This is a genomic window from Rhodococcus sp. YH1 (assembly GCF_009939605.1).
Lineage (GTDB): Bacteria > Actinomycetota > Actinomycetes > Mycobacteriales > Mycobacteriaceae > Rhodococcus > Rhodococcus aetherivorans.
Genome location: NZ_WVTE01000054.1, coordinates 44,316 through 67,314, shown reverse-complemented (window position 1 = coordinate 67,314; position 22,999 = coordinate 44,316). Strand labels below are relative to the sequence as shown.

General features: G+C 65.5%; 52 protein-coding genes. All 52 read right to left on the bottom strand.

What is annotated here, in order from left to right:
* On the bottom strand, positions 1-257 hold a 257-nt coding region (locus AIIKEEIJ_RS06125; RefSeq protein ID WP_161995212.1), incomplete at its 3' end, for a hypothetical protein.
* Positions 254-520 carry a hypothetical protein gene (locus AIIKEEIJ_RS06120; RefSeq protein ID WP_338020911.1) on the bottom strand — a complete coding sequence of 89 codons (267 nt, stop codon included), beginning with the start codon at positions 518-520 and terminating at the stop codon, positions 254-256. The genes AIIKEEIJ_RS06125 and AIIKEEIJ_RS06120, both read right to left, overlap by 4 nt.
* Positions 517-1,041, bottom strand: coding sequence for a 3'-5' exoribonuclease domain-containing protein (locus AIIKEEIJ_RS32885; protein WP_161995211.1), 525 nt, complete (start codon positions 1,039-1,041; stop codon positions 517-519). Before AIIKEEIJ_RS32885 ends, AIIKEEIJ_RS06120 begins: the two co-directional genes overlap by 4 nt.
* Entirely contained in the window at positions 1,038-1,355 is a 318-nt protein-coding gene (locus AIIKEEIJ_RS33935) for a thioredoxin family protein (RefSeq protein ID WP_161995210.1), read from the bottom strand. The genes AIIKEEIJ_RS32885 and AIIKEEIJ_RS33935 overlap by 4 nt, the downstream gene beginning before the upstream one ends.
* Positions 1,352-1,645 carry a hypothetical protein gene (locus tag AIIKEEIJ_RS06105; RefSeq protein WP_161995209.1) on the bottom strand — a complete coding sequence of 98 codons (294 nt, stop codon included), beginning with the start codon at positions 1,643-1,645 and terminating at the stop codon, positions 1,352-1,354. The genes AIIKEEIJ_RS33935 and AIIKEEIJ_RS06105 overlap by 4 nt, the downstream gene beginning before the upstream one ends.
* A complete protein-coding gene (locus tag AIIKEEIJ_RS06100; protein ID WP_161995208.1) occupies positions 1,642-2,196 on the bottom strand; it encodes a hypothetical protein in 555 nt (184 codons plus the stop codon). Before AIIKEEIJ_RS06100 ends, AIIKEEIJ_RS06105 begins: the two co-directional genes overlap by 4 nt.
* Before the next feature lie 115 nt (positions 2,197-2,311).
* Positions 2,312-2,947, bottom strand: coding sequence for a hypothetical protein (locus tag AIIKEEIJ_RS06095; protein ID WP_161995207.1), 636 nt, complete (start codon positions 2,945-2,947; stop codon positions 2,312-2,314).
* Complete coding sequence (locus AIIKEEIJ_RS06090) at positions 2,944-3,174, bottom strand: hypothetical protein (protein ID WP_161995206.1); 231 nt, start codon at positions 3,172-3,174, stop codon at positions 2,944-2,946. The genes AIIKEEIJ_RS06095 and AIIKEEIJ_RS06090 overlap by 4 nt, the downstream gene beginning before the upstream one ends.
* On the bottom strand, positions 3,171-3,557 hold the full coding sequence (locus tag AIIKEEIJ_RS06085) for a hypothetical protein (protein WP_161995205.1): 387 nt from the start codon (positions 3,555-3,557) through the stop codon (positions 3,171-3,173). Before AIIKEEIJ_RS06085 ends, AIIKEEIJ_RS06090 begins: the two co-directional genes overlap by 4 nt.
* The gene (locus tag AIIKEEIJ_RS06080) at positions 3,554-3,697 is read right to left on the bottom strand and encodes a hypothetical protein (RefSeq protein ID WP_161995204.1); all 144 of its coding nucleotides are present in this window, start codon (positions 3,695-3,697) and stop codon (positions 3,554-3,556) included. Before AIIKEEIJ_RS06080 ends, AIIKEEIJ_RS06085 begins: the two co-directional genes overlap by 4 nt.
* A gap of 88 nt (positions 3,698-3,785) precedes the next feature.
* Positions 3,786-4,055, bottom strand: coding sequence for a hypothetical protein (locus AIIKEEIJ_RS06075; RefSeq protein WP_161995203.1), 270 nt, complete (start codon positions 4,053-4,055; stop codon positions 3,786-3,788).
* Positions 4,052-4,258, bottom strand: a complete 207-nt coding sequence (locus AIIKEEIJ_RS06070; RefSeq protein WP_161995202.1) for a hypothetical protein — start codon at positions 4,256-4,258, stop codon at positions 4,052-4,054. Before AIIKEEIJ_RS06070 ends, AIIKEEIJ_RS06075 begins: the two co-directional genes overlap by 4 nt.
* The gene (locus tag AIIKEEIJ_RS06065) at positions 4,255-4,740 is read right to left on the bottom strand and encodes a hypothetical protein (protein ID WP_161995201.1); all 486 of its coding nucleotides are present in this window, start codon (positions 4,738-4,740) and stop codon (positions 4,255-4,257) included. The genes AIIKEEIJ_RS06070 and AIIKEEIJ_RS06065 overlap by 4 nt, the downstream gene beginning before the upstream one ends.
* A gap of 640 nt (positions 4,741-5,380) precedes the next feature.
* Positions 5,381-6,046, bottom strand: coding sequence for a hypothetical protein (locus AIIKEEIJ_RS06060; RefSeq protein ID WP_161995200.1), 666 nt, complete (start codon positions 6,044-6,046; stop codon positions 5,381-5,383).
* A gap of 30 nt (positions 6,047-6,076) precedes the next feature.
* Positions 6,077-6,322, bottom strand: a complete 246-nt coding sequence (locus tag AIIKEEIJ_RS06055; RefSeq protein ID WP_161995199.1) for an Acb2/Tad1 domain-containing protein — start codon at positions 6,320-6,322, stop codon at positions 6,077-6,079.
* Between the two features lie 178 nt (positions 6,323-6,500).
* Entirely contained in the window at positions 6,501-7,712 is a 1,212-nt protein-coding gene (locus AIIKEEIJ_RS06050; protein ID WP_161995198.1) for a hypothetical protein, read from the bottom strand.
* Positions 7,709-7,900, bottom strand: coding sequence for a hypothetical protein (locus tag AIIKEEIJ_RS06045; RefSeq protein WP_161995197.1), 192 nt, complete (start codon positions 7,898-7,900; stop codon positions 7,709-7,711). The genes AIIKEEIJ_RS06050 and AIIKEEIJ_RS06045 overlap by 4 nt, the downstream gene beginning before the upstream one ends.
* Positions 7,897-8,115, bottom strand: a complete 219-nt coding sequence (locus tag AIIKEEIJ_RS06040) for a hypothetical protein (RefSeq protein WP_161995196.1) — start codon at positions 8,113-8,115, stop codon at positions 7,897-7,899. Before AIIKEEIJ_RS06040 ends, AIIKEEIJ_RS06045 begins: the two co-directional genes overlap by 4 nt.
* Complete coding sequence (locus tag AIIKEEIJ_RS06035; protein ID WP_161995195.1) at positions 8,112-8,480, bottom strand: hypothetical protein; 369 nt, start codon at positions 8,478-8,480, stop codon at positions 8,112-8,114. The genes AIIKEEIJ_RS06040 and AIIKEEIJ_RS06035 overlap by 4 nt, the downstream gene beginning before the upstream one ends.
* On the bottom strand, positions 8,477-8,770 hold the full coding sequence (locus AIIKEEIJ_RS06030) for a hypothetical protein (protein ID WP_161995194.1): 294 nt from the start codon (positions 8,768-8,770) through the stop codon (positions 8,477-8,479). Before AIIKEEIJ_RS06030 ends, AIIKEEIJ_RS06035 begins: the two co-directional genes overlap by 4 nt.
* Positions 8,767-9,087 carry a hypothetical protein gene (locus AIIKEEIJ_RS06025; protein ID WP_161995193.1) on the bottom strand — a complete coding sequence of 107 codons (321 nt, stop codon included), beginning with the start codon at positions 9,085-9,087 and terminating at the stop codon, positions 8,767-8,769. Before AIIKEEIJ_RS06025 ends, AIIKEEIJ_RS06030 begins: the two co-directional genes overlap by 4 nt.
* Positions 9,084-9,413: a hypothetical protein gene (locus AIIKEEIJ_RS06020; RefSeq protein ID WP_161995192.1), complete on the bottom strand. Its 330-nt coding sequence runs from the start codon at positions 9,411-9,413 to the stop codon at positions 9,084-9,086. Before AIIKEEIJ_RS06020 ends, AIIKEEIJ_RS06025 begins: the two co-directional genes overlap by 4 nt.
* Positions 9,414-9,539: 126 nt before the next feature.
* Positions 9,540-10,445 (bottom strand): hypothetical protein, encoded by a 906-nt coding sequence (locus AIIKEEIJ_RS06015; protein ID WP_161995191.1) that lies wholly within the window; start codon positions 10,443-10,445, stop codon positions 9,540-9,542.
* Positions 10,446-10,541: 96 nt separating this feature from the next.
* On the bottom strand, positions 10,542-11,204 hold the full coding sequence (locus AIIKEEIJ_RS06010; RefSeq protein ID WP_161995190.1) for a hypothetical protein: 663 nt from the start codon (positions 11,202-11,204) through the stop codon (positions 10,542-10,544).
* Between the two features lie 38 nt (positions 11,205-11,242).
* Entirely contained in the window at positions 11,243-11,728 is a 486-nt protein-coding gene (locus AIIKEEIJ_RS06005) for a hypothetical protein (protein ID WP_161995189.1), read from the bottom strand.
* On the bottom strand, positions 11,725-12,459 hold the full coding sequence (locus AIIKEEIJ_RS06000) for a hypothetical protein (protein WP_161995188.1): 735 nt from the start codon (positions 12,457-12,459) through the stop codon (positions 11,725-11,727). Before AIIKEEIJ_RS06000 ends, AIIKEEIJ_RS06005 begins: the two co-directional genes overlap by 4 nt.
* Positions 12,460-12,536: 77 nt before the next feature.
* Complete coding sequence (gene ssb / locus AIIKEEIJ_RS05995) at positions 12,537-12,983, bottom strand: single-stranded DNA-binding protein (RefSeq protein WP_161995187.1); 447 nt, start codon at positions 12,981-12,983, stop codon at positions 12,537-12,539.
* Between the two features lie 136 nt (positions 12,984-13,119).
* The gene (locus tag AIIKEEIJ_RS05990) at positions 13,120-13,335 is read right to left on the bottom strand and encodes a hypothetical protein (RefSeq protein ID WP_161995186.1); all 216 of its coding nucleotides are present in this window, start codon (positions 13,333-13,335) and stop codon (positions 13,120-13,122) included.
* Positions 13,332-13,646, bottom strand: a complete 315-nt coding sequence (locus AIIKEEIJ_RS05985; protein ID WP_161995185.1) for a glutaredoxin domain-containing protein — start codon at positions 13,644-13,646, stop codon at positions 13,332-13,334. Before AIIKEEIJ_RS05985 ends, AIIKEEIJ_RS05990 begins: the two co-directional genes overlap by 4 nt.
* A complete protein-coding gene (locus AIIKEEIJ_RS05980) occupies positions 13,643-13,795 on the bottom strand; it encodes a helix-turn-helix domain-containing protein (RefSeq protein ID WP_161995184.1) in 153 nt (50 codons plus the stop codon). The genes AIIKEEIJ_RS05985 and AIIKEEIJ_RS05980 overlap by 4 nt, the downstream gene beginning before the upstream one ends.
* On the bottom strand, positions 13,792-14,010 hold the full coding sequence (locus tag AIIKEEIJ_RS05975) for a hypothetical protein (RefSeq protein ID WP_161995183.1): 219 nt from the start codon (positions 14,008-14,010) through the stop codon (positions 13,792-13,794). Before AIIKEEIJ_RS05975 ends, AIIKEEIJ_RS05980 begins: the two co-directional genes overlap by 4 nt.
* Positions 14,011-14,338: 328 nt before the next feature.
* Entirely contained in the window at positions 14,339-14,962 is a 624-nt protein-coding gene (locus tag AIIKEEIJ_RS05970; protein ID WP_338020910.1) for a hypothetical protein, read from the bottom strand.
* On the bottom strand, positions 14,919-15,482 hold the full coding sequence (locus tag AIIKEEIJ_RS05965) for a VUT family protein (RefSeq protein WP_161995182.1): 564 nt from the start codon (positions 15,480-15,482) through the stop codon (positions 14,919-14,921). Before AIIKEEIJ_RS05965 ends, AIIKEEIJ_RS05970 begins: the two co-directional genes overlap by 44 nt.
* The gene (locus tag AIIKEEIJ_RS33590) at positions 15,479-15,610 is read right to left on the bottom strand and encodes a hypothetical protein (protein ID WP_274386441.1); all 132 of its coding nucleotides are present in this window, start codon (positions 15,608-15,610) and stop codon (positions 15,479-15,481) included. Before AIIKEEIJ_RS33590 ends, AIIKEEIJ_RS05965 begins: the two co-directional genes overlap by 4 nt.
* Positions 15,607-15,765, bottom strand: coding sequence for a hypothetical protein (locus AIIKEEIJ_RS05960; protein WP_161995181.1), 159 nt, complete (start codon positions 15,763-15,765; stop codon positions 15,607-15,609). The genes AIIKEEIJ_RS33590 and AIIKEEIJ_RS05960 overlap by 4 nt, the downstream gene beginning before the upstream one ends.
* Complete coding sequence (locus AIIKEEIJ_RS05955) at positions 15,762-15,944, bottom strand: hypothetical protein (protein ID WP_161995180.1); 183 nt, start codon at positions 15,942-15,944, stop codon at positions 15,762-15,764. Before AIIKEEIJ_RS05955 ends, AIIKEEIJ_RS05960 begins: the two co-directional genes overlap by 4 nt.
* A 119-nt stretch (positions 15,945-16,063) precedes the next feature.
* Entirely contained in the window at positions 16,064-16,351 is a 288-nt protein-coding gene (locus AIIKEEIJ_RS05950) for a hypothetical protein (protein WP_161995179.1), read from the bottom strand.
* A gap of 55 nt (positions 16,352-16,406) precedes the next feature.
* The gene (locus tag AIIKEEIJ_RS05945; protein WP_161995178.1) at positions 16,407-16,571 is read right to left on the bottom strand and encodes a hypothetical protein; all 165 of its coding nucleotides are present in this window, start codon (positions 16,569-16,571) and stop codon (positions 16,407-16,409) included.
* 276 nt (positions 16,572-16,847) lie between these two features.
* A complete protein-coding gene (locus tag AIIKEEIJ_RS05940; RefSeq protein ID WP_161995177.1) occupies positions 16,848-17,387 on the bottom strand; it encodes a hypothetical protein in 540 nt (179 codons plus the stop codon).
* Complete coding sequence (locus tag AIIKEEIJ_RS05935) at positions 17,384-18,406, bottom strand: hypothetical protein (protein ID WP_161995176.1); 1,023 nt, start codon at positions 18,404-18,406, stop codon at positions 17,384-17,386. The genes AIIKEEIJ_RS05940 and AIIKEEIJ_RS05935 overlap by 4 nt, the downstream gene beginning before the upstream one ends.
* Before the next feature lie 5 nt (positions 18,407-18,411).
* Positions 18,412-18,645 carry a hypothetical protein gene (locus AIIKEEIJ_RS05930; RefSeq protein WP_161995175.1) on the bottom strand — a complete coding sequence of 78 codons (234 nt, stop codon included), beginning with the start codon at positions 18,643-18,645 and terminating at the stop codon, positions 18,412-18,414.
* Positions 18,642-18,926 (bottom strand): hypothetical protein, encoded by a 285-nt coding sequence (locus AIIKEEIJ_RS05925; RefSeq protein ID WP_161995174.1) that lies wholly within the window; start codon positions 18,924-18,926, stop codon positions 18,642-18,644. Before AIIKEEIJ_RS05925 ends, AIIKEEIJ_RS05930 begins: the two co-directional genes overlap by 4 nt.
* Positions 18,923-19,228, bottom strand: coding sequence for a hypothetical protein (locus tag AIIKEEIJ_RS05920; protein ID WP_145961964.1), 306 nt, complete (start codon positions 19,226-19,228; stop codon positions 18,923-18,925). The genes AIIKEEIJ_RS05925 and AIIKEEIJ_RS05920 overlap by 4 nt, the downstream gene beginning before the upstream one ends.
* The gene (locus AIIKEEIJ_RS05915; protein WP_161995173.1) at positions 19,225-19,653 is read right to left on the bottom strand and encodes a hypothetical protein; all 429 of its coding nucleotides are present in this window, start codon (positions 19,651-19,653) and stop codon (positions 19,225-19,227) included. The genes AIIKEEIJ_RS05920 and AIIKEEIJ_RS05915 overlap by 4 nt, the downstream gene beginning before the upstream one ends.
* Positions 19,654-19,733: 80 nt before the next feature.
* Positions 19,734-20,468 carry a hypothetical protein gene (locus AIIKEEIJ_RS32875; protein ID WP_238406224.1) on the bottom strand — a complete coding sequence of 245 codons (735 nt, stop codon included), beginning with the start codon at positions 20,466-20,468 and terminating at the stop codon, positions 19,734-19,736.
* Positions 20,469-20,485: 17 nt separating this feature from the next.
* The gene (locus AIIKEEIJ_RS05905) at positions 20,486-21,010 is read right to left on the bottom strand and encodes a hypothetical protein (protein ID WP_161995172.1); all 525 of its coding nucleotides are present in this window, start codon (positions 21,008-21,010) and stop codon (positions 20,486-20,488) included.
* Positions 21,007-21,270 (bottom strand): hypothetical protein, encoded by a 264-nt coding sequence (locus AIIKEEIJ_RS05900; protein ID WP_161995171.1) that lies wholly within the window; start codon positions 21,268-21,270, stop codon positions 21,007-21,009. Before AIIKEEIJ_RS05900 ends, AIIKEEIJ_RS05905 begins: the two co-directional genes overlap by 4 nt.
* 11 nt (positions 21,271-21,281) lie before the next feature.
* Positions 21,282-21,722, bottom strand: a complete 441-nt coding sequence (locus AIIKEEIJ_RS05895; protein ID WP_161995170.1) for a DUF4326 domain-containing protein — start codon at positions 21,720-21,722, stop codon at positions 21,282-21,284.
* Entirely contained in the window at positions 21,719-21,898 is a 180-nt protein-coding gene (locus AIIKEEIJ_RS05890) for a hypothetical protein (protein ID WP_102031551.1), read from the bottom strand. Before AIIKEEIJ_RS05890 ends, AIIKEEIJ_RS05895 begins: the two co-directional genes overlap by 4 nt.
* The gene (locus AIIKEEIJ_RS05885) at positions 21,895-22,245 is read right to left on the bottom strand and encodes a hypothetical protein (RefSeq protein WP_161995169.1); all 351 of its coding nucleotides are present in this window, start codon (positions 22,243-22,245) and stop codon (positions 21,895-21,897) included. The genes AIIKEEIJ_RS05890 and AIIKEEIJ_RS05885 overlap by 4 nt, the downstream gene beginning before the upstream one ends.
* Positions 22,242-22,544 carry a hypothetical protein gene (locus AIIKEEIJ_RS05880; protein WP_161995168.1) on the bottom strand — a complete coding sequence of 101 codons (303 nt, stop codon included), beginning with the start codon at positions 22,542-22,544 and terminating at the stop codon, positions 22,242-22,244. The genes AIIKEEIJ_RS05885 and AIIKEEIJ_RS05880 overlap by 4 nt, the downstream gene beginning before the upstream one ends.
* Positions 22,545-22,625: 81 nt before the next feature.
* Positions 22,626-22,877: a helix-turn-helix domain-containing protein gene (locus AIIKEEIJ_RS05875; RefSeq protein ID WP_102031554.1), complete on the bottom strand. Its 252-nt coding sequence runs from the start codon at positions 22,875-22,877 to the stop codon at positions 22,626-22,628.
* Positions 22,878-22,999: the final 122 nt, after the last annotated feature.

Sequence of the window (22,999 nt, the reverse complement as noted above, 5' to 3'; positions counted from 1 at the left end):
CACTCACCGAGCCCTTCGGCTTGCTCGTGCAGATCCCGCATGAGCTTGTCAAGGCGGTCCTGTACGTCCCGGAGCTTGGCTTCGGCGCGGTCGCGTTCTTCGCTGGCCTGCATCATCTCGTTGAGATGGTCGGTGCCGGTGCGGTCGTGGCCGCTGATCCAGCTCATGGCTTCGGTCATGTGGGCGATGGTGGACTGGGCGCCGGCGAGTTCTGTGGCGATCCGGTCGTAGTCATTGGCCTTGTCGATGGTGGTCACTGGGGTACCTCGTCGTAGGTCTGGGCGAAGATGTCGGGCTTGCACGGGTAGAACTCGCCCTGTACGCCGCGGATCACGTAGTCGCCGATGTCGGCACGCATGTTGCCTTCGAGGGTGGGAATGATGACGCCGATGAACTTGGTGGCCTGCATTCCGCCGCGGAGCACGGTGCCGCCGCACCATTCGGCGACCTTGCTGATGGGCTTCTGCACGCGCATGGCTTGGATTTCGACGGGCTTCTTGCGGTACGTCTTCGCGGTCACTTGGCGGCTCCGAGAAGTGCGTCGTACTGAACGCGTAGGTGGCGGGCATCATCGAGGGCGTTGTGCAGACCAGCGGGCTGGGCGGGGAGCTTCGGGTCGCCGAGTCGGTGCTGCTCCTGCCGCAGGTCGTTCGTCCACATCGGAATCCACGGCGGCAGGTCGATCATCCGGCCGAACAGCTGTGCGAGGCAGATGTGGTCGTACGCGCCGTACCAGGCCCACAGTTCGGGGGCGCCGACGTTGCGGTGTCCGCGCAGCGCCGGGTTCGTGTACGGCTGGAACGGGTCGAGGAAGCGGGCGACCTCGTCGCGGATGCGGTCATGCGATTTCCGCTCGGACCGCTTCACGCCGAGCTTCGAGACGACGTTCTCCACCAGCCACGGGTGCCGTGCGATGCGACCCCAGTCGGCGTCAGCGTTGACCGCGTAGTATTCGCGGCCGTCCTCGGCGACGATCCCAATCGAGATCAGGTCGATCGTGCGGCCGTCCTCGAGGAACTCGGTGTCATAGAAGTACTTCACTGTGCGGCTCCTGCGGTGAGTCGGGCGATCTCCTCCACCGACTGCGACCCCGTCGCCTGTGCGACCGGTGTGCCCTGGTGGATTACGACGATGGTCGGCGACGCCATGATGAGGAACTCCTCGGCCAGCTCTGCGCTGTGCCCGATGTCGATGACGTGCACGCGGTATGTGGTGCCAGTGGCGAACTCTCGTGCCGCCTGCACGGTGTCGCGGGTTGTGCGTTCTTCGGTGATGCCGAATACGACGATGGAGGGGCGCGGCGATTGGATGATGCGCTGGGTGAACTCGCGCTGGGTGAACTCGTCTGGGGTCACGCTGACGGCTCCTCGAATGCGATCCGGTCGGACACACCATGGGCGGCGGCCTGGCGAATGAGGTAGCTGCGGAACTCCGGCTCACGTAGCCCGCGGAACACCACACTGAGGGCATGCCGCTCGACCAGGAGTTGCCGGATCAGTTCGTCGGCGTATCCGCCTGTTCCAGCGAGCAGGGCTGCGCACTCCACGACGACGGGGCCAGAGTCGGCGGGCAAGTGCTGGGTGAGCTGCTGCGCTGATCCACGAACACCGGCCAAGGGCGGCAGCGCGAAGGCGGCGTGGGTCACGCTGCGGCCTCCTGCCGGTAGCCGTGTGCGGCAAGGACACCGACTAGATCCGGCCCAGTCCAGTTGTCGGGCTTGAGAATCTTGCCGTCGCTCCTCTTGAGCACGGTGCCGTCCGGGCCGATCTTGTCCAGATTGCTGCGGGTCACCTCCGCCGCGGCCGCGTACGCCACCTCCTGGCCCACGGTGGTGAGCAGCGATCCCCAGGCGATGACGATCACGTCGAGTAGCCCGTCGATGTACTCGGCGAGATTGTCGTCGTAGTCGGCGTCCATGGTTTCGGCGTATTCCTCGGCCAACAGGCGGGCGCGGAGTTCGCGGGTGTCTTCGTCGGGCCATGCCGGGTGGGTGGCGATGGTTTGGTCGGCTGCGCGCATGAACACTTCGACGCCGTCGAGGAGGCCGGGGAGTCCGTTGTGGTCGAGGGTGATGGGTTCGACGAGTTCGATGGTGGTTTCCCAGTCGCGTCGGGCTCGGCGTTTGCCGAGGTGCCAGGCGAAGGCGATGACGAGGGCGATTGCTGTGGCGTTGGTGAGGAGGAGAGCGAGAGTCACGCGGAGTGTTCCTTCGAGACGATGATGTATCCGTGGGCTTCGAGCCGATCGATGACCACCTGTGCAGCGTCAGGACCGAGCCAGCCCCACGTTCTGGCGATGACTTCGACGGGTGTCACTCAGCACCCCCGAGGATCTCAGCCCACTCCCCCTGGCCGTCCGGCTCACGAATCGGCATCTGAGCTCCGACAAAGTGATGCCCACACAGCACAAGAGCGAGACGATCGGTGCGGCCCGCGTACTTGATCCGCAAGTGATCCGACGTCGACCACCGAGCCTTGTCGAATGTCTTCAACATGGCCAGGTCCAGCAGGCCGGCCGGTCCACCCTCGTCGGCCTCCAGGGTTGGTGCCAGAAGTGGCCGCCAGTTCGGGAACTGCACGTCCTGGTGCTCGGTGGTGAGTGCGACGGGCGATCCGGTGCAGGAAAGTGTGAGCCCACCGGTGGCGGCTGCGCTCGCGGTGATTTTCCGCATTCGCGAGTTCTTGCCCTTGTAGTTGGCGACGATGAGTGCGATGTCGTCACGTACCAGGAGGTGTGTCCAGTCGACGGGGGCGTCGTCGGCCCAGTCGACCTCGATTCGGGTGCATCCGATTTGGAATCGGTTGGTGGCTGCGGCGAGGAGGTATCGGCCGTGGCGTTCGAGGCGGATGCAGCGGAGTACGGGGATGGTGGTGTCGTCGCCTGCGAAGGCTTGGGTGGTGTCGAGTGCGCGGACGAGGCGGTCTGCGTCGGCGGTGAAGATGGTCACGCGGTGTGGTCCTTCGGGTCGATGACGCCCACAACGACCGGGACGCCACGCGGCGGGAACTGGATGTGCGCCACCTTCGCTCCGTGCTTGCGGGCGTATGTGAGTGCCGGCTTTCGATAGGCGAACGCGCGTCGGCGGGCGTTGTAGTCGTATTCGCCGCCCATGCGGAACTCGACACCATCGTCGGAATCGAGGAACAGGACGAACAGGTCGGCGGCAGCGCTCATTCGGTGGTGTCCTTCGAGTCGATGGCGATGTTCAGCCACATGCGTGCCGGCTCCCCCTTCACCGCGGGGTGAATGATCGGCATCAACTTCGTCATCAGATCGGGCGTGTCGTCGGCCACCAGGTACGCGTCCACAAGTCCGTCGCAGCACGCCTTGAGCGTGGGAACGAGGTTGTCGGCGTCTCGCCTGCGGTTGTCCCGCGGCTGGTAGTGCAGCGCCACGGTGGCGTGCGACTGCCCGGTGGGGAGCTTCGCGTCGAGGGCGAGGAAGTAGGTGGTGCCACGGATGGTCTTGGTGTACCGGGCGCGGGTGGTCCAGTGCATCCGCTGGTTGGCGGTGAGCAGCGGCTTGTCCCACGGCAACTGGATGGTGTGCACGGTCACCGGTCACGCACCCACTGGGCGAGGTGGAGCGCGCCGACGATCAGGCCGGCCGCGACCGACGAAACGAATACGACGGTGAGGGCGGTGGTGGCGATGACTCCGAGGAACGTGAACCAGGAGTCGGCGGTCTCTCGGGTCATGGCTGCATCTCCCAACTCCGGAACATCGAATGCCAGAACAGGTAACCCGCCGTCAGGTACGCGGCGAGCACCCCGAACAGGAATCGCTTCACGCCACCCGCCCCTTCACGGTCGCATCGTGGATCGGACGCCCCGCCCAGGCTGCGTCACCCTCCTCACCCAACGCCTTGTTGAGCTGGTCGACGGTGGTGGTGGGTTTCTGGCGGAAGAACTCGGTGATCTTCGGGCCGGGCCAGCCGTTGCGCTTCATGCGGAGCACTGCTGCGGTTTCGTGCGGGACTGTTTGCGGGTCGCGGGCGTCCAGGGCTTCGATGAGTTCGTGGGCGGTGCGGGGGATGCGGTCGGGGGTGGCGATCATGCGGCAGCCTTCACGGTCGTGGCGGACAGGTCGATGAATCCGTCAGCGATCAGCCGGTCCACGATCGCGTGCGCGGCATCGAAGTTGCTGCGCTGTGAGGGATCCGCGGCTGTCTCGGCGGCGTAGGCGCGTCCGGCCTGCATCGCGGCGAGGATGGCGTCACCGCGGCGACGCTGCGGGTTGGTGGTGGCATGGGCGATCATGCGGCGGCCTTTCGGTGGAGGCGATATGCGAGAGCGACGAGGACTTGATGAGGTATCGGGTCGGGATCACGGTTGATGCGTGCCCTGCGGGCGATCGTCACGCGGCCGGCGTCGTCCACTTCCCACAGGCCACACCCGTCAGGGATTTCGTCCGGTCGGAGCAGGCCCGCAGGAGTGGCGTACACGAATCGGTTCGTCACAGCGATCCACGGCCGCCGCTTGGCGTCGTTCTCACGCTGGTAATCAGCGCGGCTGATCTTGACCTCGATCGCGGTCCGGATCTGCCCTCCGTTGAACAGCAGACCATCGATGCGGCGCGCAGTCGGCTCGAATCGAGGCATCTTCCCTGGCCTGCCGGCCGCCACCCACGCGTCTGCCGATGCGAATCGGTCGGCGTCCTGATCGGTGACGAGGACTTCGCGGATGAGCGCGCAGTCGCGATGCTTACGGGCGATCGCGTCGAGGATGTCGCTCGCGTTCATGCGGCGAGGCTCCTTCGTTCGGTCGTGTAACACGCATCGCACAGCCCACGTGCCTTGTGCCGCACCACCCCATCTCGATGTCGACGACGCGGCCACATCGTGCGTTCACACCCGACACACGGGCGCGGCCACGCATTGCGAGGACGGGGGGCACGCCGGGCGGTGGTGATGGGGATGACGGCGGCGAGGGGTTCGGGTTCGGGGGGTGCGGCGATGGTGCGGAGCATGGTCAGGGTGCGGGTGTCGCCGCGGCAGATGATTCCGGCGATGAGTACACCGTCTGGGATGTCCGGTGCGGCTGCGTCGAGTTCTTGCTGTGCGCAGTTACGTCGTAGCGGGCAATGGAAACACAGCTGCTGTGCGTCTTGCGTGTCGGGGTTGAGGTGCCAGAAGGGGTATTCGCCGGGCTGGGTGAAGCCTGGTTTTCCGGTGCAGAGCGCCTGTGGCACCTGGTCTCCCTTCGTAGCTGTTGTTCGTAGCTTCGTTGGGAGTATGTCGTAGTTGCGAGGTTTTCTCGAGCGACGCGGGTGTGACTGTGTGTTACTACTGGTGGGTAAGATGTTTCAGGCGGGCCGGGGCGGGTCACCCTGCATGATTACGGCCAGCAGGAGACCCGCCCAGAGCGTGATCCACGCCCCGGTCACACGGGCCCCGGACACTGTGTCAGCCACGGGTTCTGCAGGCCGAACCACCGCGGTGCCTCGTCGAGCTTCTCCCCCAGAATCTTGAGCGCTTGCTGGGCTTCCTGTCGGGCCTTGTCGCGGTCCCGGATGATCCGGTCGATGGTCTGCGCGTCGGCCTCGGCCTGGTCCAGCAGCGCGTCGACGGCGCGGGTGGTGTCGGTCTTGCCGTACGTGTCGCAAGGTTCGATGCGGACGCCGCCGATCTGCACTGCGCCGCCGGTCTTCTTGATCGTCTCGACTGCGTTGAGAAGTGCGCGGCACTGCTCGAGCTCTGCTCGGGCTGCGTCGCGATCCTTACGCAAGGTCGCGGCGCGGGCCTGGGCCAAGTCAACGCTTTCCTGGGCTACTCGGAAAGCGACTCGTGCGTCGTCTCGCTCCTGGCGCGCCTTGTTGCGCTGGTCTGCGAAGGACTGCATCGACTGCAGTCGGTCCCGCGCCAACTTGTCCACGAAGTCGAGCTTCCGGCGCAACTCGGCGGCGCCTTCCGCGTGCCGGGCAGAGTTCTCGCGGACGTCCTCGAGATCGGCGCGAAGCTGTGCGGCATCGGCGTGGTCAGCGGTGAGCTTGTCGTACTCATCGCGTCCGATCAGGACGAATTCGAGGTTGGTGAAGGCACGAGCCATGAGTGATTCTCCTGAGAGTTAGGGTGTTGGTCAGGCTCGGGCGATGCCGGCGTTCGCCCACATCATGGCCTCTTCGATCTTCGTGTACGCCAACGCCTTCTCACGGCCCTCGGGCACGTTCTTGTCGACCATCATCGCGAACAGCAGCGCCGCGGTGCGGGTGTCCTCGTGCGCCGAGATGGTGGCCTGATCCTTGGGTGGGTGGTGGGCGAAGCGGTTGGTGAGGTGGTCGGGGGCGACGTCCCAGGGGAAGCCGTCGTTCGTGGTGGTGCTCATTGCGTGTCCTTCGTGTCGATTGTGTGGTGCCAACGCCTGTGCACGTCAGCCAGCTCGTCCCGATGCGCGCCGTCGTTCCCGAGGATCGCCGCACCACACCGGGGGAAGTACCAGAAGTCGATTTGGTGGGGTCCGTGGCCGCCGGTACGACCGAACCCGAACACCAACGGCGGCCCGCTCACAGGAACGCCATATCCGACCACCCCAACGGACTGGCAGGGTTGGCGAGGAACGCGAGAATCCCCGAGCGGGAGTACTTGCCTGTCATGTCCCGCAGCCACTTCGACCCACCATCCAGACTTGGGCACTGGAACACCGAACACGAGCCCAGGTCGAACGCCTGGAAGTGATGCCGGTGCGCGGTCACCCACACCTGCGTGGCGTGCGCATCCAGATCGCCACGGACCTGACCGTCGAGCCATTTGGTGAAGCCGGTCGCGTCGTTGCCGGCGATCTTGTGGCCGTGGTTGAAGCCCAAGCGGACGCCCCCGACCGTGGTGGTGTAGACGTTCATCTGGTCATGCGGGATCGACCACTGCACGTGATCGAACTCCGGCCGGGCCGACAGGATGCGGCGCAGTGTTTCGGCGAGGAATGCGCCTCCACTGTCGGAGTCGGAGGTCTGATTCTTCGGGCCGCCAAACCTGCCGAGTTCGGTGTGGTTGCACAGGACGGACACGAACTGCGCCCGTTCGAACTGCGGGAACAGGGTCTTGGCGTAGAGCTCCCACACGTCCAGGACGAAGTTCATCTGCCCGCGCAGATTCAGTTCCACCGTGAACAGTTGGGAGGCGTAGTTGCCGGCGCAGCCTTCGAACGGGTCGCCGTTGTTGGCGATGATCAGTTCTGTGATGTTGTGGTCGCGGGCCATGCGATCCAACCACTGATCGACGTTGGCGAGGCCGTCCAAGAGTCGCTGCTGGGTGGCGGCCACTCCCCCGCCTTCGCTCTTGCCGCCCTGGATGTCCGCGAGGTTGACCACTGCGGTGACCGGTGTTCCGGGGCGGGTGCGGCGTGTCCGGGTGGGCAGTTTCCATGACCGGACGGCCTTGCGGCGCTTCTCGATCTCGGTGTCTGGGAGGCGGCCTTGGGGTTTGCGGCGGAACCGGGCGCTGTAGGAGTACAGCTGGACGAGGTCGCGGTCGCCGTCTTTGGCGCGGGCGGATTGTTGCCAGGTGGACATGCGGACGGTGTCGTCGACGACCTCGAATACGGATGCGTCGAGGTTGAACAGGGCGAATACCGGTGTCCAGTCCGAGTGGATGGGTTTGTCGACGGTGACGTTGCTGATTTCGGCGCCGTCGGGGGTGAGGTCGATCCGGCCCTTGTTGTATGGGTCGGTGTCGGGCTTGGGTGTGAGTGCGGCGAGTTCGTCCGCGACCGTGCTCATGCGGCCTTCCGGTTGCGGCGGCGGGCTTTGCGGGCGGATTTGTTGCGGGCCCGCCGGCGTGCCACCTCGTCGTCCGGGGTGCCGAAACTGCGCGGCATGGTGCGGGTGAGCTGGTCCATGGTCTTCTTGAACTGGTCGAGTGCGGCGTGGAACTCGTCGAGCGTCTGGACGTGGGGGCCTGGGCTCATGCGGCGAGGGTCTCCTGGGTTTGGTAGCCGCAGGGGCATTCGCGGCGTTTGTGGGTGCGGACAGCGGACACGGACACGCGGACACCACGGGAGAGGAGCCATTGCCACACGGTTTTGGCGCCGCCCCATTCGTTGAGGCGGGTGTCGATGATGTTGCGGTCAGTCTCGGTGAGGGTGTCGAGGTACTGGGCGATGGTGCATCCACGTCCGGTCATCCGAAGGTCTCCCGCCACCACCGCTGGACCGGCGCCATGTCCGGTGTGCGGCTCACACGGACGACGCCCCCTCGGGCGTAGTGGTCGAGCGCACCAGGCCCCGGGTAGTCGACGATCTTCGGTTCCGCTCTGAGTGCCTGACGTGCGGTGTCGAGTGCCTTCTCGATGAACCGGTACGGGCTCACCTCGTCGTTCACCTGTCCGACGAACTTGGTGCCGGTCGCGCTGTCCAGGCTCGTGGCGATGGCGTGCTGGTCGTACCAGGCGAGTTCTTTGGTGATCTCGTCGTGCACCCATTGGGGGAAGTGCAGGGGTTTGGGGCGTCGGAGTCCGGGGGTTGTCCGGTTGACGATGCGGCCGCTCACGCGGCGGTGTCCGGTCGGTACAGGACCACCAGCGGCCCATCCTCGTTGTCCACGATGTACTCCGTGGTGTCCTCACACTCGTTGCCGATCGCAAACCAGCACCGCCCGGACGGCATATCCCACGCCTCGTACACAGTGCCGGTCTTCGTGCCACGGATGACCGTGCCACCCGGGAGAGCATCGAGCGCAGCCACCAGGCCAGCGGCATCGTTTGGGGTGGCGACAGGGGTGTAACCGGCGGACCGGACACCGGACATCACAGCGGACATGATCGCGTCGTTCCAGCTCACGCGGCCTCACCGTCCTTGGCGTAGCGGCGTTCGAACTCCGTTCCGTCCAGCACCTCGAGACGGCCATCCGAGTGCTTGACCACCCAGTCCCCCTGGTTGACGCCCGCCCACGTGTAGGGGCCGGTCTGCAGGCTCGCGGTGTGGAACTCGCCGCGGAACCGGTTCACGTGCAGCTGCACACCGAGCTGGTCGCGGATCTCATCTTTGTTGCCGACGGCGCGGTCGGTGTCGAGGGCGAAGCGGACGGCGCGGACTGCGGCGGGGCGTGGAGTGTAGGCGTGCAGGTCGGTCTTGCGGGTGCGTGCAGTCACAGTCACTCACCCACCTGGATCAGGTCGGCGCCTTTGGGGACCTCCACCACGACGCGCACGCTGTAGTCACAGCGCGGGTCCTGATCGATCCGCACCGGCCACTTCGGCAGTGGGGCTGTCTCGTCCACCTGCCCGATGGAGGCGTGCCAGCACTCGGAGAGTTCTTCGACGGCGAGGCCGACGCACATGCGCTGGTTGCCGTGGACGATGTGGAAGTCGACCGCCTTTTCGTAGGCGGTGAGTTCTTCGACGCCTCGGGTTTCGGCGCTGTCGTCGACGAGGACGAGATCGTCTGATCTGCCGGTGAGCGTGAGGGTTCGTGTGGGAGGCACGCCCTAAACGGTAGGGGCGTAGTTACGCCCTGCTACGCATAGTGGTAGCAGGGCAGGTCAGCGACCTACGTTAGGAGTTCCTTTCGTCCAGGTGGCCGATACTCACCGAGATGATTGCGCTATGCCCTACCCAACTTGTTCATTCTCGTCCTTCCCCTCCGGCTCGCCCTCGAGGTAGACGACGTTCCCATCGTCGCTACCACCATCAGCATCCTGCGGCGCTTCGATCGCCTTCCTCGGAGCTTCGATTGCCTTCTGCCGGCCATTGATGATGTCGCGCCACTCCTGCGCCGACTCGTACACGCCCTGCGCCGATTCGAGAAAGTTGTTCACGTTCTCGGTGGCTTCGGCGGCGCCAGCGGTTACAGCAACGATGATCCCGATTGCTGTCATGAACTTGGTTGCTGTCGTCTTGCCGACTTGGGCAACGCGAGCGAACATGCCCACGCCTACCCCTGTGATGGCCTGCGCCTCCCGGACGATCGGATGGTCTCCGAACAGTTCGACCTTCGAGATGAGCCATTCCAGGTGATTGACGTGGTCGAGCATCTGACGCGCCAGGTCATCGGGCAGTTCTCCGTCTGCGATGAGCTCGCGGATATTGCGGGCCGCCTCCAGGAGCGCGTTGATCTTGGCGTCGTTGAGCCGGAGCCCGTCGTCCTTGAAGGTGTGGTCGAAGTCGCGGGCGACCATCAGGAGCATGCGGAGTGCGTCGGGGTGTACTGCGCCGTTGACTGCGTTCGATGTGGAGTTCCATGCGCCGCGCTGCACTACAGCGTCGTACCAGCGTGCCAGGAAGCTCTCGACGGTTTCCTTGAGGTAGTCGCCGGCGGGCAGTGATGCTCCGCGTTGGCCGATGGTGACTACGAGGTTGACTACTTCGCCATGGCGGCGGGCGAATTCCGCGGATCCAGGTGATACGCCCAGTGTTCGTTTCCAGGCTTGGTCGTATGTCTCGGTGCCTTGTTGTACCAGTTCGCTCAGGACGTTGTGGAGTGCGTAGGCGGAGTTGCGGGGTGTCGCGTCTGTCATGGGCGGTTCCTCCTGTTTGCGATCTTGCTGGTTCGATTATGGCGGCGAGCGCGGACAGGCCCGGCAGCGGTGGCAGCTGTCGGGCCTGTCGTGTCGCTATTGCTCGGCGTTCAGTGCGGCGAGGAATGCCCGGCCGAGCGCATTGGTTGCGACGTCGTCGCCGATCAGGTGGTCGTGAACGAGGTGGCGCACGCGGTCGATTGCGTTCGTCGCAGCATGTGCCGTCGCAGAAGCCGGATCTGGGCCATGCTCACGCCCATCCCCGGCGCACCACTCGCACTCTGCGTACGCGCCAGATTTCGCGCACCCAGCTGCGTCCACTCCGGACCCGTTGCAGTGAGCGCACGTCCGCTGGTGTTCGAAACGTTCACACTCGTCACACCACACGGGGCACTCGTCGTGCTCCCGGCCGATGGCAGTCAAGTCGTTGGCGCGTTCCACTAGTTCGTCATGCTCTGCGATGTGCCAGCCGTAGCCGACAACATTCTCTGCCATTTCGAGTGCTTCGGCGAGTTCTATGCGTTCGAGTTCGATTCGTTCGAGTCTGTCGAGGAGTGCGGGCAGGTTGTTCCGGGACCACACGATCAGCTCGGCATCAGCGGCGTCATCCAGGAACCCGCCCTCGGCGGCAACGCTGTACGTCTCAACCTCTCCGTTCATGTGGTCGTACGTGGCGTCCCTCTGGACTCGCCACGGTCCGGGGGTGGCTTCGTCGAGTAGGCGGCGTCCTTCTGCGATCTTGTTGGTAATGGTGTTCATGTTCGACCCTCCCGTGTTCGACACAACGTCCGACCCCATCAGAACGGCACCGCCATGAACGGACCGATCAAACCCGCAGACACCCGCACCTCAGGCCGCGGGACACACTGCTCGAACCACTCACCGTCACGACGCTTGAAAATCGTCGAGCCTGCGGCTGGTCGGTAGACCTCGGTGATGCGGTCGGGGACTTCGGCGAGCGTGTCCCATTGGTAGGACTTTCTAGCGGTGTATTGGTCGACGTCGTCGGTGTTGTGTTCCTGCTCAAGGTGGGCGAGCAGAGCACGAGCGATGGAGCGGTCGGTATCCGGCCCAGGCCAATCGCATTCAAGGCGGGCGTTCTCCATGACCTTTACGAGTTCGTCGATGCGCTTCTCGTGGGCCTGCTCGCGCTCCAAGTTGTCGGCCTCGACATCAAGGTAATGAGCGGCCGCGGCCTGCCCTCGTAGCGTGCCGGTAACCCTGTCTTGGAGCCAGTTGGCGACGGCGCGCAACAGTTCGGGAGTGATGTCGGTGGTGCTCACTGTGCACCGTCCAGCCCGGCCGGGGCGGGGAACCCGTGCAGCGTCAGGGGACGTCTGTCGGCGAGTTCCTGCCGCCACTGGTAAACCCATTCACCGAGCGAGTCGCCGGCGTCGCAGTCGCGCACGAGGTTGCCCGCGGCGCGGTCGGCGGCGGTCGGGTCGATGCGCTGCAGCACTGCGAGCAGGTAGATCGCGCTGTAGCCGTCGACGTTCATCCCGCAGTCGCGCCACAGCAGTTCGGTGTCGAGTCTCCTGCCGAGGTCCTTGTCGAGCTTGGTGACCTCGTCGACGAGGGCGCGGCTCTTCTCGCGGATCTCGCCGTGCCTGAGGGCGTCGTCGAGGCGTCCGGCGAGTACGGAGGCGGCGGGGGTGGATTCGTCGCCGGCCCACTTCGGCCACGGCCAGCCGGTGTACTCCGCGCAGGTAAGGATGCGCATGTAGGTTTCCCGGACCAGCTTCGCCTGTTCCGGTGTCGGCTTGGTGAGGGTGGCCCAGTCGATGGGCAGTTCCTCGAGCTCGGCGGCAGCCTTGCGCATGTCGATCCAGCTGTCGCTGCAGACGATCAGGCCGGTGTGGATGTGGGTGAGATTGAGCCCTTCGCGCAGGACGGGGGTTTCGTCGTTGCGGAACGCGACGATGGGTGTGAGCGCGAAGTTCGGGGTGACCTGTTCGCCGGTAACGATGAACGTGCCGTGCTTGCGGGTATTGATGGTGACGGGGATGAGGGTCATCGGGTGGTTCCTTGTGGTTGTGGCGCGGCCCAGCGGTATGCCGGGCCGCCCCGTGATGGATCAGTTGAGGTCAGGGGTCAGAACGGGGGCTCGTCGTCGCCACCGAACCCACCCGAGGAACTCCCCCACGGGTCATCGTTCTGACGCGACTGCCGGCGACCCCCACCGCCGGAGTTGGCGCGCTGCACCGACGCCGTAGCGAACCGCAACGTCGGACCCACCTCGTCGACCTGCACCTCGTTGGACTGACGCTGCACGCCGTCCTTCTCGTAGGTGCGGATCTTGTGCTGGCCGAGCACCATGACCTGCATGCCTTTGCGGAGGCTCTCGGAGATGTGTTCGGCGTAGTCACGCCAGGCGGTGCAGCGGTACCAGGTGGTGTCTCCGTCTTCCCACTGGTCGCCGTTCTTGATGCGTTCGGTGACGGCGATGTTGAAGGTGGCGACGGCTGCGCCGGACGGGGTGAAACGCATTTCGGGATCGTTGCCGAGTGATCCGATGAGGGTTATCTGGGCTGAGGCCATGGGTGGTTCTCCTGTTCGGTGGTTGCCGAGTCCTGTGGGATCGGTGTGAGGTCGAGCCGTGGGGCCGGGCGGGCACATTTCCAGTGCGTGTTGCAGAGGAAGAAGTGCCCGTCCGACTTGCACACGCGGCAGTCGGTCACGCTGCGTTGTGTTCGGCCGCGACGATTGCGGCCTTGAGCGCGTCGACGACCTGCCGTGCCTTGTCGAGATCAGCCTTGAAGATGACCCATTCGTCAATGCCATCGAGGTCGTCTCGGTGGAGCACGCTGATTGCGATGCTTCCGTCGAGAAGGTTGTCGATTCGGAGGCCGGCCGCGTCGACGCCTTCGAGCTGTCCTACCCCGGCGCTCATGCTGCGACCTCGGTGTCTGCGAGGTACTTCTCGGCCGCAGCGTCGAGTTCGGTTATGTCCGCGGCCACCGTGTGCAGACGCTGCAACGCATCCAACTTGTCCGGCCGGTATCCCTGCCAGTGCATGTCACCGACCTGGACGACGGGCACACCCTGGTAACCCAGCAGGACGATCGTGTCGCGGGCCTGGGTGTCGGTGTCGACGTTGCGGAACGTGTACGGGGTGCCCTGCTTGTCGAGGTGGCGTTTGGTGGCGTTGCACTGGGGGCAGCCGGCGGGGCGTCCGTAGACGGTGATGGGGACGGGGTTCACGGGGTCTCCTGGATGTCGAAGGTGTAGCGGTAGATGGTTTGGACGTGGACGCCGTACATGTCCGCGAGGACGGCTACTGGGGTTCCGTGGGTGCGGGCTTGGCGTATGGCGGTGATGTCGTCGTGGGTGAGTTTTCGGGGGCGGCTCAAGGGGCCTCCTGGTCCGGCTGGGGTGTGGTGGGGGTGAGTCCCATTCCTGCGGAGAGGGAACCGACGAGTTGGGTTATGGTCGCGATGGCTTCGTCTTTGGGTACGCCTTCGGCGCAGACGCGGAAGTTGGCGAGGCCGTCGTCTCGTTCGCTGTAGGCGACTTCGAACACGTGCTGTGTGTCGGTGTCGGGGTTGGTGTTGGGTGTGGGGTTCATGGGTGGTTCCTTCGTTGTTGGCGTCGTTTGTGGTTGTTGCAGGTGCGGCAGAGTCCGTGTGCGGCGTGTTCGACGGTGCCGGGGTGGTGTTGTGGGTTGGATTGGTTGGGGCGGAGTGGTTTTCGGCAGGGGCCTTGGCAGTGGGTGGGGCGGGGTTTTTGGGTTTTGGTGCGGGGGGCTTCGTGGCGGTCTTGGGTGAGGAGGTTGTGGAGGTGGGGGTCGGTGGTGAGTGGTGTGGTGTGGTGTTTGCGGGCCCAGTGGTCGAGGGCGAGTGAGTCTTGCGGGGTCCATTCCGCGGTGGTGGTCATGCGGCGTCCTTCTGTGCGGTCTACGCAGCGAATAGGCCGTCTTGCTCTCGGATGCTGTGGACCCAACTGAGAAGGCGAGGGAGGTTCTCGTCGGGGCCGTACGTGAGGAACGTTCCGTCTACGCTGTCGCAGCCGATTGCTTCGGCGTAGCGGTAGCGGCGAAGGCTGTTGACGCGCCCCATGTGGACCCACTTGCCCCGCCGCTTGGCTTCGGCGACGATCTTCCGAGCTGCGGAGCCCAGCTTCCATTCGGTTGATCCGCCTATGAACAGGGCGTCGAACTCGTCCCATGGAATTTCCAGGCTTTCGAGTCCGTCCTGGGCGACCAGTGCGGCTCGATATCCGAGTGCTCGTATGGCTGGTAGGTGTGGCGCGGAGCGGGCCAGGGTAGCGGTGGCGTCTCCGACGACGTCCGGAGCTGTTGCGAACAAGCAGTCGGTGGCGGCGTAGGCGTTGGCGGCGAGCCACGCGAGCCATGCGTCGTCCCCTGGGTACCCGCGTCCGAAGCATCCGTTGTCGGCGCACCAGGTCACTCCTGGAGGGCGAACATTGCCTTGCGCCGGGGTGTCGATGTATCCCAGCAGGTCGTCGCGCATAGCGTTACGCGCTGATTCGCTGACGGGGTTCGCGAGATACAGCGGCACGTGCTGCACCCTTTCCGATGACGAGGTAGATAATGGTCGCCCAGGCCTTGCCGACGAGTTGCCCTGCGAGTGCGGGCAGGATGGCCGCTGCGCCGAATGCGATGCCGAGGAAGACTGCGGTGTCGGCTAGCGCACCGGCGATGCTCGAAGACGTAACGGCAGCGGCCCACCGGCGATCTCCGAGTTTTGAGCGGTTGCGAAGCGGCGTGTAGACGGCGAAGTTGAGCAGTTCGGCGACGGCGAATGCAGCGGCTGACGCGATTGCAACAGATGGGTCGGCGATGAGGTAGGACAGTGCCGTTGCCACGGCGACGACGGTCAGCATTCCTGCCGTGCCGAGTGTGTCTTGGGTTGCGTCGCGGAGGGCCAGCGCTGCCCCGGCGGCGAATGTGCCGGCGGTAGCCGTAAGGCCGAACCCTACGGGGATGAACCCGTAATGCGTTGTCGTCCAGTTGGCGGCGACCACGGAGGCGAGGAGTCCAGCTGCGCTGGCAATGCCTATCGTTCTGTGCGGATTCATGATTGTTCGGTCTCCTGGGCGAGGTCGAGTAGGTCGTGGGCGTAGCGGTGGCCGTCGGTGTCGACGTTGAACAGCAACGGCAGAGCATCCGGATCGCCGATCACTGCGGCGAGGTCCGCGGCTGTCATCGGCGTGCCTGTCGCGTGAACTGGCGGTTGAAGTCGCGTTCTTCGCGTTCGAGGTAGGCGGTGCAGGCGGGGCAGCCGTAGCAGAACATCAGGTGCCGGTCGTCGACGTGGTCGGGCCGGTAGCGTTCGTCGGCGCGTGGGTTCCAGTAGTTCATGCGACGTCGGCTGTTATGGCGGCGCGGGCGATGCGGTGGCGGATGTTGCCGTAGGCGGGGTGGTGGCCTCGTTCGCGGTCGAGTCGGCGGGCGATTTCGAGTGCGTGGGTGTGGCCGGGGGTGTCGCGGTGTCGGCCGTGGTAGCCGTTTGTGTCTCTGGTGTGGCCGTTGTGGCGCATGTGGGTGTCTCCTGTGGGTGGTTCCGTGGGGGTGCGCTGGCAGGCGCGGGTGGTGCGTGCCCGGGCGGTGAGTCGAACACCGCTGGTTTCCCCGTGTGGGGCCGTTCCGGGCTGTGGTGCTAGAGGCCGACTGCGGTGTCGCGGTAGCGGTCGTACGCGTCGTCCGCCCGATCCCAGAAGTCGTCATCGGCTTCGGTGCGCCAGTTGTCGGCGTCGTCGATCAGCTCTGCCCGTTCGAACTGCAGGCGGTGGATCTCGTCGTGGTTGGCCTGGTAGCGGGCCACGAGGGCGGGGTGGTCGGTGCAGTCGGTGCGGCGGGACCAGGTGGCGATGTTGTTCTGGTCGTGGCGCAGGGCGGCGAGCTTGTCGTTGATGGCGTCTATGGGGGTGAAGGCGTGTCCGGGCATGGGATGGGTCTCCTGTCGTGCGGGGTGGTTCCCTGGGTGGGCTGGCAGGCCCTGGTCAGAGGTCGAATTCGATGGCTATGCGGTGGCGGTTTTCGGCGCGCATGGCGGCTTCGTAGGAGGCGACGAGGGAGGCGCGTTGGTGGCCAGTGGTGTTGCGGATGCCGGCGGCGATTTGGCGGCGGCGCTGGCGGAGTATGCGGAGTTCTTCGTGGTGGTTCATGGGGTGGCTCCTGGGGTGGGGGCTGGCAGGCCCGGTGTGGCTGATGGGACGAACGTTATGCGAAACCTTCGTCGTAGTCAACACGAAACTACGATCGGTTCCACGAGACCTGCACCACACCATTCGGGCCGCATTCCGGCCGATCCAGCCCAACCCGACCCCGGCATCCCCAGCCATACCGCGATTCCTGCCGTCTGTGCGCCCCATGGACGCGTCGACACCACCACCCCGGACTGAGTGCCTACCCCCAGCGGTGTCGACGCAACTACGAGGCAGCTACGCCGCTGGCGTCTTCCCGATGCGCATCCGTGCCAGGCACGGCATCTTCCGCGGAACCGACTTGCCTTCGCTGTTGACCATCGTGCACGGGTACATCACCTCGGCCCCGCACTGCGGACAGTCCCGGTCGACCGCGCCGTTGACCTGATATGCCCCCGGCACCGGCGGGCCCTCCGCCCGGATCGGCAACCCCATCAGGCCCGGATCCGGCGCGGTGATCCCGTGCCGGACGTCGTTGCGCACCTGGCGGGCCTCGAGTGCGAGCCGGTCCTCACGCTCGGCATCGTCGCGGCGGGCATCGCGGGCGAGCTTGACCAGATGCCCGGGCGTGATCGACCGATCCTGCGGCGAGCTGTAGTACGTCGTGACAGCGCGCAACAGTTCGGGCTCGCCCAGCTGGTACTGCTCGACCGCTTCGGCCCACGCTGCGATGCGGGCGGCATCGTCGGCGGTGATGCGGTCGTCGAACAGGGCGGCCCGTCCGAGGGCGGCGCCGACGGCGCGGATGGTGGCGGGGCTGGCGTTGATCTGGGTCACCGGGTGGTTCCTTCCATGGCAGCGGCGAGAGCTTCGGCGGTGTTGACGTAGCCCATGGCTTTCGACGAGGGCTTGCCCACGCCCGGGCGGGATCCCAGCGTGCTGGCCGGGCGCCACCCCATCGGGACGGCTCCGCCCACGACGGCGAGTTCGGAGCCGGCCTCGCCGCGGGTCTGGGCTTTGAGGACGTCGGTCACCAGGTGCGGGAGCAGCTTCGGGCCTATCCCGTCCTTGGCGGCCCACGCTCGCAGGCCTTCGCGGATCGCGTCCGGGTCGATGCCCTGTTTGAGCATCGCGGACGATTCGAGGGCGAGGGCGGTGCGGGTGGCTTGGGGCAGGGGCAGGTTCACCGTGTCGCGGACGAGCTTGTGTCCGTCGATCGGGACGACCGGCCCGGAGGGTGCGTCCAGGCGCTCGTCGTCGCTGCGCTCGTCGGTCGCTCGCGCGTTACTTACGTGAGATGCAGAAGAAGGTACGTAAGTACCTTCTTTCTCTTCCTCTTTCTCTGCTTCGATTTTGCTTCGCGTCTGCTTCGGTTTTGCTGAAGCATTTGCTTCGCTTCCGCTTCCCTGTCCGCGACGGCTACGCCCGCTCGCCTCTCCACCCTTTTTGCCCGCTGACCTGCGGATTTCCTGCATGGACTCGACTTCGGTCTTGCTCTGCTGGTGCTCGAGATAGTCCAGAAACAGCACGCATTCTGTCGGCAGAACTCTGTTCGTGGTGCTCTCGAAGTTTGCGCGAATCCTGTCGGAATCCTGTCGGATTTCTGTCGGACCGGAGACGATCGCACCGGCCTGGAACTCGACTGCGAACCCGGTTTCGAGGATGGCGTCACGGTTGCGTTTGGTGAACATCTTCCGCCACACCGGCAGGTCGATCACCCCGTCGGTGAGGTACTTGCGGGAGTAGCACAGCGCTTCGACGATGTTCCATTTCTGGGCCCCGGTCAGCGCTGCGAGCTTGGGGTGGTTGGGCATGTCGACCGCGATGGTGATGTAGGTCCGTTTGTCCTTCGGCATGGCGCTCAGCCGGCTTTCCGTGCGGGGTGTGAGTGGTTCGGTGGCAGGTCGAGTTCGTCTCGCAGCCGGGCGACAGTGAACAACGTCCACCTGGTCACCAGCGCGATGTCCTGATCCGTCGCCCCTTCGCGGTGCATGTTGCGGATCAGGATCCGCCGGTCGTACGGGGACAGAAGCTCGCCGGGCTCGCGCCCCTCCCGCACCAGGCGGTACAGGAGGGGCGCATCGAGCGGTCTCACGTGATCGGGCGCATGACCGGCGCCCAGTCGGTGAAGGTGGCGAACACCTTCGGGCAGGGGCACACGAACGCGTAGCGGCTCGCCACGACCTCGCCGCGGTGGGGGTGGCACAGCATAACGTAGGCGAGGCGGGGGGGGATGCGGCATCGGTGCACACCGAGGAACCAGGCCGCCGGCATCACACAGTCAGGGAGGTGTTCCCAGGGTGTGACGCGGCCGATCTGGCAGCGCGGTGTGAAGTCGAGTGCTGCGAGAGTGTCGGTTTCGAGGATGCTGGTCATGAGGCGTTCCGATCGGTCCAGCCGCGGCCGTAGGTGTGCCGTATGCGGCCGACGCCGTCGCGTCCGTAGTAGAGGTCGCGGTCGATGTGTCCGCGGCGGATGTCGTCGTCGAGGTGGCCGTTGTGCCACACTTCGCGGCCGTCGAGGTCGGCGAGGCGTCGGCAGCGGTAGACGCTCATGCGTTCTATGGCGCCGCGGCGTGCGTCCTTGCGGCTGTTGTAGGCGTGTTTTCCGCAGGCGGGGCACAGGAAGTAGGTGGGTCGGTCGGGGCATTTCGAGGGGCGCTTCTTGTTGTGCTTCACTGCCTGGCCCCCTCTGCGTCGAACCTTGCGACGAGGCAATCGATACGGCTCATTCCGATCGCCGCTTCGATGCGCTCCTGGAGTTGGACCGGCACTGACAGGTACATCTCGGCGAACAACAGGGTGGGGGTGAGCACATTCTCGTGCTGGAACTTGCGCCGCTTGCGCATGTATTCGTTCTTGGCGGCTGAGCATGGTGTGCAGGGGGATTCCCGGCGGCGGATGTGGCGCTGGTAGCCGGAGTAGGTGCCGCACTCGGGTATCTTGCGGTTGCGGCGGGTCGGCTCGGATATGGTGCGTGCCTTGTACCGTTCGCGTTCGACTTCGGCGTGTCCGGCGCGGCAGGGTTCACAGGGAGGGATGCCCAGTCGGAGGTGCTTGCGGTACCCGGATTCGGTTCCGTGGTTGATCAGATCTGGTGTCACTGTGCGGTGTTCTCGTTTCGGTGGCCTGGGGCGCCGGCCCGGGTTGGTCGGCGCCCCCGTGTGGGTGGTTCCTGCTGGGGTTATGCGGCGGCCGTGCCCGGCTCGCCTCCCAGTTCCATCTGCCCGTCCGACGTCTCCGACTCCGCAGCGCGGATCGCCTCGAGACGAGTTGACATCTCAGCCTTGAGTTCAGCCTTCTGAGGCTCGGTCAGGTGCGGCGCGTAGTAATCCCACGCCTTCTTCAACGTCACAGCCGAATCGCAGGCCCGAACCTTGCCGATCATCTCGGCGAACTCGGACGTGCTGGGGCCGGGCGCGGGCTCCGGTTCCGGATCGGGTGCAGGTCGATCCTCACTGCCCCGAGCTTCGGCTGCCTCGTGCAGCTCTCCCTTGTGCCACAGATCCAGTGCGGCACCGAAGCGCATGCCGGAGTTGCGCAGCGCGTCACCAATCGCTTCCTTGACGGCGTTGGCGCCCTGCTTGCCCTCTGCGTCGCCGTAGCCGAGGCGGGTGACACCGCAGATGGTGAGCTTGATCCACAATCCGCCGTGGCGGTCAAAGCGCGGCAGGCCGTGCTCGTCGTAGGCGAGCGGTTCCCAGGTCCATTCGGGATCGACGTCGAGAAGCCGGTCGGTCAGTGCGGCGTGGCCGACGTAGTCGATATGTACGGCGGGCAGCCCGTGCCAGCCGCCGCATTCGCGGCACTTGCCCTTCTCGGCGTTCTTCCGCGTGGGCTTGGGGAGCTTGCCAATCTGGTTCTCGGGGAACGGTTCGCGCAGGCGCTGCAGTCGGGCGTCCCGGTCGTCGGTGGTCATGGTGGGTGGCTCCTCTTTCAGTTGGCCGGCGGTGCCGGCAGGGCCAGCACGTCGGTGATGTTCAGTCGTCCGGTGCGGACCATGTCTTCGACCAGGGCGTCGACGTTCTTCGAGGCGGTGAACCGCGGTGTGGACGGACGCGGCGCGGGCACGGTCACCACGACTCCGTCGAACTCGAACCGCTCCGGGCTCCCGGCGGCCTTGTGCGCGGCCAGGGCCCGGGCCTTGACAGAGGCGAGGCCTTGTTCGGTGAGGCGGTAGGTGGCGGCGCTGTCGCCGAACTCGTCGATCGCCCAGGGCAGGACGCGGGCTTCGTCGTCGATCTCCACGACGGGTTTGGGCTGGGTGGGTTTGGGGACGCTGGCGTAGCCGAGTTGGTGGGTGTCGGTGTCGTCGATGCCGTCGAATGCGTAGACGGTGCCGCGGGTGAGGTTGGCGGCGAGTTCGGCTTTGGCGGTCTTCTCGACGTCGGCGAGCTTGTTCTTCAAGGCTGCGACGAGGGCGAGTTTGGTGACGATCGCCTCGAGATCAGTGGTGCTCACTTCGACTCCTTCCGAGCCATGCGTGCCTGGTGCAGGAGCTCGCCCGCCATGCGCTCGAGTTCCTCGGGTGGGAACGGTTCGTGATCCTCAGTGGTGTAGGTGATCCCGGTCGGACCGGTCGGCAGTTCGACGACAGCGAAGCGGTCGAGGACCGCGTCGGTGGCCTTCGCGCACCTGCCGTGCCACTCGATGCAGTCATCGAGATTGGTCTCGCAGATCACCGAATGGGCGACTTCAATCAGTTCGTTTCGGATGCTCATGGGTGGTTCCTTCAAGAGTTGGCGAGTTCGAGCAGGACATCGGCGTGGCATGGCTGGTCGATCCGGCACCAGCACGCGAGGTCGCGGCCAGAAAGCTCGGCGCGGACAACTGCGGGCGGTTCGCCACAACCGACGTTGTGCACGTCAAGGCGCAGCGCGTACAGCCGGTACATCTCGACGCACTGCTCCCTGGTGGCGAGTCGAACGTCGTGCCAAAAGCCGACAGGTATTCCGGTGTCGTCCGTTCCGGTGCAGAAGAACGCCCTCTCTCCGGTCGGCTTATGCAGGCGGCCCTCGTACTCCCACTCTGCATCGACACCGGGAACGCGGATCTGAGTCCGGCCCACGACGAATGGGTTGCCCCACTTGGTGCCACGTCCGACGTAGACGGCTCCTTCGGGCATCCGCCAGCCCTTCGTCCGCTGGCGTTGGATCCGCTTCGGGGTCCTCATGCGTACATCGCCTGCGCGAAGCCGACCGCGGACCAGTAGCCCACAACCATCACGAACAGGAACCCGGCCGCACCCGATATCAACGCCAGTGGGGACACGTCACCGTCGTAGGGTTCGTAGTCGTGGTGGTCGTCGTCGATGTCGCGGTCGGTGAACATCGGATCAGTGCGGTTCATCGGGTCTCTCCCGGGGTGTAGATCACGGCGATACGCGGGGTCTGGGTGTTGTAGCGGCTGGCCTCGCGGATCAGGTCCGCAGCGGTGTAGTCGTATTCGTCGTTCCAGTCGGCGCCGGCCCAGGCGTCGCGGCCGTGCTTCTGGTAGGCGGTGACGTCGACGAGGACGACAGAGTTGTCGGGCAGGGCCTCGAGTTCGCTCGGTGTGGTGATGGTGTGCGGCTTGCGGTAGCCCGCGGCCAGGATCGCGTCAGCGGCGTCGAACGGGTCGATATCACTGCCCGTACCCGTCAAGTCCAGGTCGCCGCTTCTGTCGATGAGGCGGGCGAGCTCGTTGCGGGCGCTCATGCTGCATCGGTCTCGGTGCGTGCGGTGACCATGAACAGCTTCGCCAACACGACCTGCACCGCATCCGACATCGATCGGCCTTCGCTCTCCAGGACGAAGAACTTGCGACTGTCGGTTTCGAGGTTCCACTCGACGGCCGGATGGGCGCTGTGACCGGGGAGGTAGACCTTGACGTAGAACCGTCCGTTGGAGGACAGCGACACCGTGTAGTGCGCGTCCTCACGGGCGTGGACCTCGGTGTTCAGGCGGTTGAGCAGCTCGGCGAGGCTGCTATCCTGGGCGGCGGGGTTGGTTACCATGGGTGGTTCCTTCCTCGGCCCGGTCTCGTTCGCACCCTGGCAGGGGGAGAGGCCGGGCCTCACTCGTTTCTGGGGGATGAATCAGGCCGCGGCGGACGGGTCGTACGGCACCCGGGTCGCCCACTCGAGGACGTCGACCACCTTGAACCGGGTCAACTTCGGGCCCAGGCTGTAACCGGGCAGATCCCCGCGGCGGGCCGCTTCCATGACGGTGTCGTAGGAGACGGACACCAGCTTCGCGGCGTCACGGGCGGAGATCAGCTGTGCGCCGACCGGAATGGGGGTGACGGTGACGAGATCCACGGTGGTCTCGTTGCGCGTTTTGCGGGCCATGTGGGTGGTTCCTTCACTCGAAGCTTGGTCGTAGCTTGCCGTCGTAGCGTAGCCCGTAGCTACGTCGCTACGCAAGCGGGTTACGACGGAAAGTCGAGACTTTTGACGGAACTTCGAAGAAG